Origin of the sequence: Nocardia sp. NPDC088792 (assembly GCF_044750615.1) — a bacterium.
GTDB lineage: Bacteria > Actinomycetota > Actinomycetes > Mycobacteriales > Mycobacteriaceae > Nocardia.
In genome coordinates this window covers 384,950-396,267 of sequence record NZ_JBIVKC010000005.1, presented here as the reverse complement: position 1 = coordinate 396,267, position 11,318 = coordinate 384,950, and the positions used below count along the sequence as shown (strand labels likewise).

The following is an 11,318-nucleotide window of genomic DNA, read 5'->3' as shown; positions in this document are numbered from 1 at the left end:
GCTCATGTCGGTCGAAAGGTTGCGGGTTTTAAGGGAATTGGCGGATCGGGGGACGGTGGCGGCGGTGGCGGAGGCGCTTTCGATGACGCCTTCGGCGGTTTCGCAGCAGTTGAAGGTGTTGGCGCGGGAAGCCGGGGTGGCGTTGCTGGAGCCGGATGGACGGCGGGTGCGGCTTACCGATGCGGGGCGGGCGTTGGTGGTGCGGGCGGACGAGGTGCTGGCGGCCATGGAGCGGGCCGCTACCGAGATGGCGTCCTATCGGGGGTCGCCTCGGGGGCAGGTGCGGGTCGCGTTGTTTCCTTCCGGGGCGGCGTTGCTGCTGCCGCGGGTGCTGGCCGAATTGGCGGGAAGTGGGGTGGAAGTCGTTGCGCGGGATGAGGATGTGCCGTCTTCCGAGGTGCCGCGGTTGCTGGCTGATTACGATGTGGTGCTGACGCATCGGGACGAGCGGTCGCCGTCGATCACCGGGCCGCGGGTTGCGTCGCGGTTGCTGATGCGAGAGCCGATCGATGTGGCGGTGGCGGCCGGGCATCGGCTGGCAGGCAAGGGCGCGGTGGTGCCGGGCGAGCTTGCCGATGAGACCTGGATCAGCGTGCGCAGTGGGTTTCCCGTGGACGATGTGCTGCGTTCGATTGCCACGATCACCGGCGTGCAGCCGCGAATCGCGCAGCGGCTCATCGAGTTCAGCGTGATCGAAGCGCTGGTGGCTTCCGGTTACGGCGTTGCGCTCATGCCCCGGCATGCCGTCCGCCACCCGGACCTGGTGATGCTGCGCTTGGCCGGCGTTCGCGCGGCGCGCGTCTACGACTTGGCCACTCGGCCGCACGCCGAGCAGCGGCCGGCCGTCGCCGCGGTTCTCGCGGCGTTCCGGTCTGCCGCGGAGCGCGCCACCGCTGAACCTTCCTGACCTGCGATCAGTCCTGTGCCAGATAGTTCTTCAGGTTGGTCAGGACCAGGTTCCAGGTGCGCTCGGATTCGGTGACCTCGCCGGCGCTGCGGTTACCGCCCTGGCGGATGGTGACCGTGGTGCCCTCGGGCGCGGGCTCGAGCAGGTAGCTGACGGTGTGGTAGTTCTCCGGCAGGTCGGGGAGGCCGGTGAGCGGACTGTAGTGGGTCATGGTGACCAGGTGGGGTGGGTCGAAGGCGAGGATGCGGCCATGGTCACGGTAGGTCTTGCCCTGCCATTCCCCCTGGAACACGATGGTTCCGCCGACCGTCCAGTCGGTGATCACCTGGGTGCCGAAGAAGTAGTGGCAGATCTCGGCCGGATCGGTCAGGGCCGTCCAGACTCGTTTCGCATCCTGCTCGACGACGATCGACGCGATCGCATCCGGGGCGGTTGCTGTCATGGCATTCCTCGGTTCACTGGCTGAGACCAGACGCTGAATGTGCCGAGTCTACGACTCACGGTCCACGACTCGCGGCAAGTTTCGGAGGTTGACTTGGAGTGCACTCCAAGTCATAGCGTTACCGCATGAGCATTCGCCTCGGATACCAAATGCCCAACTTCAGCTACGGTGTCGCGCCCAAGGACCTGTTCCCGGCGGTCATTGCGCAGGCACGCGAGGCGGAGGCGGCGGGGTTCGACGCCGCGTTCGTCATGGACCACTTCTACCAGTTGCCGGTGATCGGCGAGCCGAACGAACCCATGCTGGAGGCGTACACCGCGCTGTCCGGCCTGGCCGCCTCCACCGAGCGAATCCAATTGTCCGCCTTGGTTACCGGGAACACCTACCGAAATCCGGCGCTCACCGCCAAGACCGTCACCACGCTGGACATGGTGAGCCGCGGGCGGGCCGTGCTGGGTATCGGCGCGGGCTGGTTCGAGCTCGAACATCAGGCCTACGGCTTCGAATTCGGCACCTTCACCGAGCGTTTCGAGCGGCTGGAGGAGGCGTTGCAGATCATCACGCCCATGCTGCGCGGACAGCGCTCCACCTTCGACGGCAAGTGGTACCACACCCGGGACGCCATGAACGAGCCACGCGTGCGCGACGACCTGCCGATCCTGCTCGGTGGCGGCGGCGAGAAGAAGACCTTCGGCATGGCCGCCCGCTACGCCGATCACCTCAACATCATCTGCAATGCCTCGGAACTCCCGCGCAAGCTGGATGCCCTGCACGCCCGCTGCGACGAGGCCGGCCGTGACCCGAAGACCCTGGAAACCAGCTTCCTGGCCTTCGTCATCGTCGACGAGGACGGTGACCGCGCCCGCAAAGCCCAGGCCGAAATCCTTGCCCGCCAAGGCATCACCGACCTGTCCGCCCTGCCGACGGCAGCCCTCCGCCAGAGCATCGCCGACCGCCAGTTCGCCGGCACCCCCGACCAGGTGGCCGAGCAGATCCAGACCCGCGTCCTCGACCAGGGCATCGACGGCATCATCGTCAACCTGGTCACCAACGGCCACGAGTCCGGCGCCGTGGAACTGGCCGGCCGCGCCCTGGCCCCACTCGTCCACGCCTGACCCGCGAAAGCGCGTGCGCCGGAAGCGAAGTGTGAATATTCCCCGCAGCCGTACGGCCGAGCGGCGCCATCGGCCACCCCCCGCGAAAAACGCAGCCCCGCAGTTTCTACTGCGGGGCTGCGTTTCGGTTGCGGGTCAGCGCTGCGGCGGGAAACCCGGATGCTGCTGGGCGTGGTAACCGAAATCGTCGGCGACCATGGCGGCCAGTTCCAGGAGGGCGCGGCGGGTGGGCTTGGAGACCAGTTCCAGGTCGATCTCGGCGCCCTCCGCGAGGTGGTCGTCGAAGGGGACGACCTGGACGGCGCGGGTGCGGTCGAGGAACAGTTTGCGGAGCTGGTCCAGGTCCACCGTGGAGGAGCCCTTGCGGGAGGCGTTGACCACCACCACGGTTCGTTCCACCAGCTTGTGGTAGCCGTGGTGATCCAGCCAGTCCAGCGTCGCCGACGCACTGCGCGCGCCGTCGATGGCCGGGGAGGTGACCAGCACCAGCGAGCTCGCCATGTCCAGCACACCGGCCATGGCCGAATGCATCAGACCGGTACCGCAGTCGGTGAGGATGATGTTGTAGAACTGCTGCAGGATGCCGATCGCCTTGCGGTAATCGGCCTCCGAGAAGGCCTCCGACACCGCCGGATCCTGCTCGGAGGCAAGCACTTCCAGCCGGCTCGGCGCCTGCGAGGTGTGCGCACGCACATCCGAGTAGCGGCTGATGTGGTTGTCCTCCAGCAGATTCCGCACCGTGGAGCGGGTCTGCCGGGGCACGCGATGCGCCAGCGTGCCGAGGTCGGGGTTGGCGTCGATGGCGATCACCCGGTCACCGCGCAGCGAAGCGAAGGTGGAGCCGAGACCGACCGTGGTGGTGGTCTTGCCGACGCCGCCCTTCAGCGACAGGATCGCGATCCGATAGTCGCCGCGCACCGGCTGATTGACCCGATCCACCAGCTGCGAGAAGACGATATCCGCCGACGACTCGCCCGGATTGATGGCGCCACCGGACACCTTGTGCACGGCCCGCCGCCACCCGCTGCGCGGCGCGCGGCGCGCCCGCTTCAACAGGTTCAGGTCATTGACCGAATGCCCCGGCGGCGGCGGTTGCTGCTGCCCGAACCCGCCCGGCTGATACCCGGGCTGCTGCGGAAAGCCCGGCTGCTGCGGAAAGCCTTGCGGCGGCTGCCCGTTCCAGCCCGGGGGCGGCCCCTGCTGCGGTCCGTGCTGCTGCGGCGGCGCCGCGGGCGGCGGCGACCAGCTGTAGATGGGCCCGCCCGGCTGATCATTGGACGGCGCGAACTGCCCCGGCTGCCCGGGCCCGCCGAAGTGCCCCTGCTCGGGACCCGGCTGCTCGCCCTGCTGTTCCGGGAACACGCGCCGGACCATGCCGTCGCTGCCGATCTCCTGCCGGATCTCGCCGTACGGGGTCTCGTCCCGCACTTCCCCGTACGGGCCGGGCGCCTGAAACGCCCCGGGCGCACCGGGATTCGGCGGCGGCGCGAACTGACCGCCGTCCGGCATCTGGAAGTTGCCGGTGGGCGGGAACCCGGGCGGTCCGCCCGGGAACGGCCCGTTGGGGCCCGGCGCGGCGAACGGCCCGTCCTGCGGCCCGCCCGGCTGCGGCGAACCGTACGGCCCCTGCGGCGCAAAGGGATTCGGCCCGTCACCGGGCGCGAACGGATGCGGTCCGGGGCCACCCGGCGCGAACGGATTCGGTCCCTCGCCCGGTCCGCCGTAGGGCGGAAAGCCCGGTTGCCCGGGTTGCCCGGCGAAGGGCGGCGTACCGTCCGGATTGAAGACGGTCGTCTGATCGATCGAATCCGGCACCGGCGGGAAGAACCCGGCCGCCTGCTCCTCGGAGTCGGCTCCGTCCTTCGGTGCGGTGTGGCCGTCCGCGGCAGCCGTGGCGTCGGCCTCCGCCGCCTTGACGGCGTCGTCGGCGTCACCCGGCGTGCCCGTACCGGGCTGCGCGGTCGAATTCTGATCTTTCGTGGTCACGTGTCCCCCATCTGCTCGACAGCTCGAACAGAGAGCTCGGCGCTAATGCAGCCCAACGCTAGCATTACCGAGCGACTCATACCCTGGTCTGGTGGACCTTCGCGTACCCGCGCAACCCCACGGCAACCAGCGGTTCATCGAAAAACGAGCCCGCCCCGAGGCTTTCGGAGCGGGCTCGCCGTAGGTCTCGTTTCAGCGCGCGGCGCGGTTTACGGCCGACACCACGGCCCGCAGCGAAGCGGTGGTGATAGAGGTCGCGATGCCGACACCCCAGGTGACCTTGTCGCCGAACGCCACCTCGACGTAGGACGCGGCCTGCGCGTCGTCGCCGGCGGACATGGCGTGCTCGCTGTAGTCCAGGATGCGGACGTCGTAGCCGATGCCGGCCAGGGCGTCGATGAACGCGGCGAGCGGGCCGTTGCCCTCACCGGAGATCTCCTGCTCGACACCCTCGACCTTGACGACCGCCTCGATGTGGTCGACGCCGCCGTCGATCTCGGAGGCGGTGACCTTCTGGCGGATACGCTCCAGCGGCAGGATCGGGGTCAGGTATTCCTCGGCGAAGACATCCCACATCTCCTTCGGGGTGACCTCGCCACCCTCACCGTCGGTGATGCGCTGGATGGCCTGTGAGAACTCGATCTGCAGGCGGCGCGGCAGCACCAGGCCGTGATCGGTCTTCATGATGTAGGCGACGCCGCCCTTGCCGGACTGCGAGTTCACCCGGATGACGGCCTCGTAGGTGCGGCCCACATCCTTCGGGTCGATGGGCAGGTACGGGACCTCCCAGGTGATGTCGGCGACGTCCTCGCCCGCGGCGTCGGCGACGGCCTTCATGGCGTCCAGGCCCTTGTTGATGGCGTCCTGGTGCGAACCGGAGAACGCCGTGTAGACCAGGTCGCCGCCGTAGGGGTGGCGTTCGGCGACCGGCAGCTGGTTGCAGTATTCGACCGTGCGGCGGATCTCGTCGATATTGCTGAAGTCGATCTGCGGGTCCACGCCACGGGAGAACAGGTTCATGCCCAGCGTCACCAGGCAGACATTGCCGGTGCGCTCACCATTGCCGAACAGACAGCCCTCGATGCGGTCGGCGCCGGCCTGGTAGCCCAATTCGGCTGCGGCGACGGCGGTTCCGCGGTCATTGTGCGGGTGCAGCGACAGCACGATGGAATCGCGGCGGGCCAGGTTGCGGTGCATCCACTCGATGGAGTCGGCGTACACGTTGGGCGTGGCCATCTCGACGGTGGCGGGCAGGTTGATGATCAGCGGCTTGGCCGGGGTCGGCTGGATGATCTCCGAGACCGCGTCGCATACCTCGCGGGCGTAGTCCAGTTCGGTGCCGGTGTAGGACTCCGGGCTGTACTCGTAGCGCCAGTCGGTGTCCGGGTACCGCTTCTCCACCTCCAGGCACAGGGTGGCGGCGTCGGTGGCGATCTTCTTGACGGCCGCGCGGTCCGCGCGGAACACCACGCGCCGCTGCAGGATCGAGGTCGAGTTGTAGAAGTGCACGATCACGTGCGGTGCGCCGTTGCAGGCCTCGAAGGTGCGCTCGATCAGCTCGGGCCGGCACTGCGTCAGCACCTGGATGGTGACATCGTCCGGGACCGCGCCGTCCTCGATGATCTCGCGGACGAAATCGAAATCGGTCTGCGAGGCGGACGGGAAGCCGACCTCGATCTCCTTGTAGCCCATGCGAACCAGCAGATCGAACATGCGGCGCTTGCGGGCCGGGCTCATCGGATCGATCAGGGCCTGATTGCCGTCACGCAGGTCCACGGCACACCAGGACGGGGCGCGGTCGATGATCTTGTCCGGCCAGGTGCGGTCCGGAACCGTGATGGGCTCGACCTCATCGGCGAACGGCCGATAACGGAAGGTCGGCATGGAAGAGTTCTTCTGCTTGTTCCAGGCCGGCTGATCGGCGGGAGCAGGCTTGGCCGGCACGGTGATGGTGCGCGTACCGGATACGAATGCGTCAGCAGGGGACATGGCGATTATCTCCGAAGGTGTGGCTTGATCCCAGGGTTTGGGTAGACCGGCACGACGAACACCCGCGACGGGAGCCGGTCCGTATCAGAACCCGTCGCGGCGGCCGAGGAGAAGAAGTGCCCGCTGCATGATGCCGACGAGTTTACAGGTCCGAAATAGATGACCGTGATTCGGGGAGGCGGGGGCCACACACCGAGTGTGGCAGCTACCGCACGGCCGCCGCGCAGAGTTCGTGAATGACGCGCATTTTGTCGAGAACCGGGCCCGCCAGCACGAAGGGATACAGATCCGGATGGCCCATGGCGCGATTCATCATGTTGAGCGCCCACGCCAGCGGCAGCCACAGATCGATGATGCGGTCGAAACCGGCATGACCCGGCTGCGGGCTGTCCAGCGTGGCCCCGGCGGGCGCGAAACCGAAAGCGGCCGCGGTATCCAGGGTGTCGCGAATATGCAGGTAGTGGGCGAAGGTCTCGGCCCAATCCTCGGCGGGATGCATGGTCGCGTACGAGGAGACGTGCGTGGACTCCCAGCCGGGCAGCGGGCCCGACGAGTAGTGGCGGTCCAGGGCCGCCTGATAGTCGAGATCCGGATCGCCGAAGAGTTCACGGCAACGGTCACGGTCGGCGGGAGTGACCAGGATCGGGTAGTAGTAGTGGCCGATCTCGTGCCGGAAGTGGCCCAGCAGGGTGCGGTACGGCTCGGCCATCTCGACACGCAGCTGTTCGCGGTGCACATCGTCGTCCTCGGCCAGGTCGAGGGTGATGACGCCGTTGTCGTGGCCGGTGAAAACCTGTTCGCGGGCGCTGGCGAGCAGGTCGAAGGCGAGGCCGTGGTCCGGGTCGGCGGCCCGGTCGATCAGGGGCAGGCCGAGTTCGGACAGTTCCAGGATCAGGCGCCGTTTGGCCGCTTCGGCATCGGCGAAGGCGCTCAGCCACTTGTCGTCCTGGTCGGCGGGACGGGTGCGGGTGAGGCGGCAGGATTCGCACAGGTCGGCGGGGTCGGCTTCGGATACCAACCAGTTGCATTGCGCCACTTGCAGGTTGGCGCAGGGACGATACTTGCCGTCGGAGATCACCAGCGCGCGCTCGGGCAGGCTGAAACCGAGCGGGCTACGGCAATGCAGGCACAGGGAGTTCTCGAAGGCCAGCTGCTGGCCGCATTCGGAGCAGTGGAAGTCGCGCATGGGAGGGCTATACCTCCGCCGCGGCCACATCAATCGGGGCAGAATCGACCGGGGCCACATCGACCGACACCGTGATCGTGCTCTCCTTCGCGTCGGTGTAGATGATGCCGCGCAACGGCGGCACATCCGCGTAGTCCCGGCCCCACGCCAGCGTCACGTAACGCTCATTGGCGAACTGATCATTGGTCGGATCGAAACCGAGCCAGCGACCCGGGCCGCCCGTGGGTAGCCAGACCGCCGCCCACGCGTGCGTGGCGTCCGCGCCGACGATGCGCGGCTTACCGGGCGGCGGATCCGTCGCGAGATAACCCGAGACATAGCGCGCGGCCAGACCCCGGGAACGCAGGCACGCGATGGCGAGACGGGCGAAATCCTGGCATACGCCCTTCCGGGCGGCGAAAACATCAGCGACGCTGGTGCTCACGGTCGTCGATCCCGACTTGTAGGTGAAGTCGGTGTAGATCCGGTTGGTCAGCTCGGTGACCGCGGCCGCCAGCGGACGACCCGGCGGAAAGGATTCGGCGGCATAGGCCGCGACCTCGGGAATGATCTCCGGCGGATTCAGGTCGAGCATGAATTCCACTGCCAGGGGGCCGTTTCCGGAATGCGGGCGGGCCTGCTCCCACGGCGTCGCGGCGACCGGCGTGGCCGGACCCGCCACCTCGACCACCGATTCACCGGTCACCTCCAGCCGCCGATGTTCCGACGTCACATGGAAATACAGGGTGGTATTGCCGTAGACATCGGCGCCGACCGAACGATCCGACGGCACCGGATCGACCCGCACCTCATGGGACAGCAGGCGCTGACCCGGGAAGTCCCGCGGCGTCAGGAACGCCCGGCCGTACGAACTGGTGACCGTATCCGAATACACGTAGATGGTGCGGTGCAGCACCCGATAACGGCTCATCCCACCACCCGGGTGGAACCCCACAGCGGCTGGATCTCGCCCGGCGCCGCCAGCCTGGTGGCCTCGAAGGATTCGGAGAGCTTGCGCAGCCGCAGGTTCACGCCGTCGAGCAGCTCGGCCAGTTCGGTGCGGCGGCCCTCGGCGTCCGTGGTCTCCAGATCGGCGGGATCGACGCGGCGCAGCATGCGCTGGGCATCGGTCAAGAGTCGTTGCGGCCGAGACGATCCCGAGGCGGCGGGCAGCACGCTCAGATCGGCTTCGAGCCGCTCCAGCTGGTAGGCGAGGGAGCGGGGATTGTGCTCGTCGAACAGTAGCAGCCCGGCCACCGCGGTAATGCTCACCGAATCCCGGTGCCGGCGGCGATAACTCACCGAGGACACCGTGGCGTGCAGCACCGCCTCGGTCACCACCCGGCCGACCTCCTCCGGATAGGAGTCGGTGAAGGCCGCCGCCAGCAGCGAGGTCAGCGCCAGCGCCCGCTCGATCCGCCGCCCGATATCCATCACATGCCAGCCACTGTCCCGCACGGTCGATTCCGCATCGATCCCCGCCAGCGACAGCAAGGCCGCGAGCGTCCGCGAATGCACCGCCGCCAGCGCCGCCCCCCGATCCCCGCGCCCGCCCCGATACTCCGACAACGCCCGATCGATCGCCCCCAGCACCATCCACGTGTCCTGCGACAACTGATCCCGCACGGCCCGAGCCGCTTTCGCGTACCGCTCCACCGCGAACGCCAGCGACCCCGGCAACTCCCGATCGATGGTCAGCGACACCAGATACTGGTGATCCCGCCGCGATGCCCCGGGCAGCGCGATCGGCACCGTCGGCTCGTCGGAATACTCGCGGCGCACCGGCTTCGGGTCACCCGTCGCGCCCATGCTCTGCACCTGACCACCCGGACCCTGTTGCTGACTCATACGGGTACGCCGCTGCTTGCGACGGTTCAGGGAAACCGGCTGAGCAGTGGTGCGTTTCGGGGCGGGGGGTGTGGAGCCGGTCATGCGGGCCAGGGCGGTGATGAGGACGGGCATGGCTTCCGCGCCGTCCAGCCAGGGGCGATAGCGATAGTCCTGATAGCGGTCGTGGATGGCGGAGAGCAGGCGGACGGTGACCTCGGCGCGTTCGCCGTAGCGGCCCAGCCAGAAGAGGTCGTCGAGGACGCGGGGAGAACTGATCACGTCCAGGGCCGGGCGGGCGGGGGCGCGGCGGACGCGTTCCTCGGCCACCTCGACCGCGGGGACGGGGGTGGGGGCGGCGCGAACCCAGACGTCCTTGGCGGCGGCCTCGCCGATCATGCCGTCGGGGCCGCCACGCTGATGGGATTGGCCCAGGCCGCCCGCCATGATGCGGTAGCCGACACGACCGGCGAGGGAGAAGAGGCGCAGGGCCACCGGGGCGGCGTCCAGACCGCCCGAGCCCGCGACGGCGGGGGCGACCGAGAAGCGGGCGGGCTCCTGGCCCACCCATTTCCAGCCTTCGGCCGCGATGCGATCCCGCCACTCCGCACGCTGCGCGCGGGTGAGCAGCGGGCCGAAAACGGTTTCGTTGTCCACCGTGGAGCGCAGGATGAGGCGCGGCAGGTTGGCGGTGAGGTGGGTGCGTTCCAGGTCGTCACCGCCCCAATAGGACTGCACGCCGGGCAATTTCAGGTCTTCGTCGAGCAGGGCGCGGGACAGCCGCGGCAGGAACGCCGCCAGGCCCGGGCTTTCCAGCAGTCCGCTGCCGATGGTGTTGACCACGGACACCGCGCCGCGGCGCAGCACTTCCACCAGCCCGACCACGCCGAGTCGCGAATCCGGGCGCAGATCCAGCGGATCCGAGAATTCGGCGTCCACGCGCCGCAGCACCACATCGACCCGTTCCAGGGTGCCGAGCGATCGCATCCACAGCCGCCCGTCCCGCACCACCAGATCCGCGCTCTCCACCAGTGGGAAACCCAGTACCGACGCCAAATGCGCCTGATCGAAGGCGGTTTCGGAATGTGCGCCCGGGCTGAGCACCACCACCACGGGCTCCTCGTCGGCGGTGCGCGGCGCGGATTCCACCAGCATCAGCCGCATGGCCCGCACGAACGGATTGAGCGGCCGGGGGCTGGCCAGCTCGAAGGCCTCCGGAATGGCCGCGGACACCACGCGCCGATCCGCCAGCGCATAGCCCGCACCGGACGGCGCCTGCGCCCAGTCCGCCAGCACCCGGAACCCACCGTCGCCGTACCGGCTCACATCGCAGGCGTGCAGGAACAGCTGATGCCGTCCCGGCAGGGTGATCCCGTGCGCGGCCCGCACATATCCGGTGTGCCCGAACACGATCTGCGGGGGCAGCAGTCCCGAGGTAAGCGTGCGGCGCGGCCCGTACACATCGGCCAGGATCTTGTCCAGCAAACGGGAACGTTGCACCACACCGGTTTCCAGTTCCGCCCAGTCGTCATCGGCGACGAGCAGCGGGATCGGATCCAGCCGCCACGGGGCGGGCGCGGCGGGCTGGGTGGCGTCGGTGAGTTCGGTGTAGGTGATGCCGTCGTCCTCGATGAGACGGCGCACCCGGCTGTCTATGCGCTGCAACCCCTCCCGGCCCTGATCCAGGAAGTCCGCGGACAGGTCGGCCCACATGCTGCGCAATTGCCCGTCGCGGTCGGCGAGTTCGTCGTAGTAGCCGCCGGTGGGCAGCCCGCAGGCATCGAAGCCGCCCGTATCGGCGGCGGCCGCACGGTATTTCGCGAATTCCTCGAGGACCTCACGACGCGCGGCGAGGGTGGTCCAACGTCCGGCTGGATCGGTCATGGC

Annotated in this window: 8 protein-coding genes; 2 read left to right on the top strand and 6 right to left on the bottom strand. The window is 68.5% G+C overall.

Annotation, left to right across the window (positions count from 1 at the left end; all coding sequences use genetic code 11):
- Window positions 1-4 precede the first annotated feature (4 nt).
- Window positions 5-907 (top strand): LysR family transcriptional regulator, encoded by a 903-nt coding sequence (locus ACIP5Y_RS34000; RefSeq protein WP_400356931.1) that lies wholly within the window; start codon window positions 5-7, stop codon window positions 905-907.
- Between the two features lie 7 nt (window positions 908-914).
- Here ACIP5Y_RS34000 and ACIP5Y_RS33995 read toward each other — a convergent pair whose 3' ends face one another.
- The gene (locus ACIP5Y_RS33995; protein ID WP_400356456.1) at window positions 915-1,349 is read right to left on the bottom strand and encodes an SRPBCC domain-containing protein; all 435 of its coding nucleotides are present in this window, start codon (window positions 1,347-1,349) and stop codon (window positions 915-917) included.
- A gap of 125 nt (window positions 1,350-1,474) precedes the next feature.
- Between ACIP5Y_RS33995 and ACIP5Y_RS33990 the strand changes: the two genes are divergently transcribed.
- A complete protein-coding gene (locus tag ACIP5Y_RS33990; protein WP_400356455.1) occupies window positions 1,475-2,464 on the top strand; it encodes an LLM class F420-dependent oxidoreductase in 990 nt (329 codons plus the stop codon).
- Between the two features lie 135 nt (window positions 2,465-2,599).
- On the opposite strand, the gene ACIP5Y_RS33985 is transcribed toward ACIP5Y_RS33990, so the two are convergent.
- The 5 genes from ACIP5Y_RS33985 to ACIP5Y_RS33965 all read right to left on the bottom strand — a co-directional run bounded on the left by ACIP5Y_RS33985 (window position 2,600) and on the right by ACIP5Y_RS33965 (window position 11,315).
- Complete coding sequence (locus ACIP5Y_RS33985) at window positions 2,600-4,450, bottom strand: MinD/ParA family protein (protein WP_400356454.1); 1,851 nt, start codon at window positions 4,448-4,450, stop codon at window positions 2,600-2,602.
- Between the two features lie 192 nt (window positions 4,451-4,642).
- Window positions 4,643-6,439 (bottom strand): 2-isopropylmalate synthase, encoded by a 1,797-nt coding sequence (leuA, locus tag ACIP5Y_RS33980; protein ID WP_400356452.1) that lies wholly within the window; start codon window positions 6,437-6,439, stop codon window positions 4,643-4,645.
- 205 nt (window positions 6,440-6,644) lie between these two features.
- Window positions 6,645-7,625, bottom strand: coding sequence for a putative zinc-binding metallopeptidase (locus ACIP5Y_RS33975; protein ID WP_400356450.1), 981 nt, complete (start codon window positions 7,623-7,625; stop codon window positions 6,645-6,647).
- A gap of 7 nt (window positions 7,626-7,632) precedes the next feature.
- On the bottom strand, window positions 7,633-8,535 hold the full coding sequence (locus tag ACIP5Y_RS33970; RefSeq protein WP_400356449.1) for a transglutaminase N-terminal domain-containing protein: 903 nt from the start codon (window positions 8,533-8,535) through the stop codon (window positions 7,633-7,635).
- Window positions 8,532-11,315, bottom strand: a complete 2,784-nt coding sequence (locus tag ACIP5Y_RS33965; protein ID WP_400356447.1) for a circularly permuted type 2 ATP-grasp protein — start codon at window positions 11,313-11,315, stop codon at window positions 8,532-8,534. The genes ACIP5Y_RS33970 and ACIP5Y_RS33965 overlap by 4 nt, the downstream gene beginning before the upstream one ends.
- Window positions 11,316-11,318: the final 3 nt, after the last annotated feature.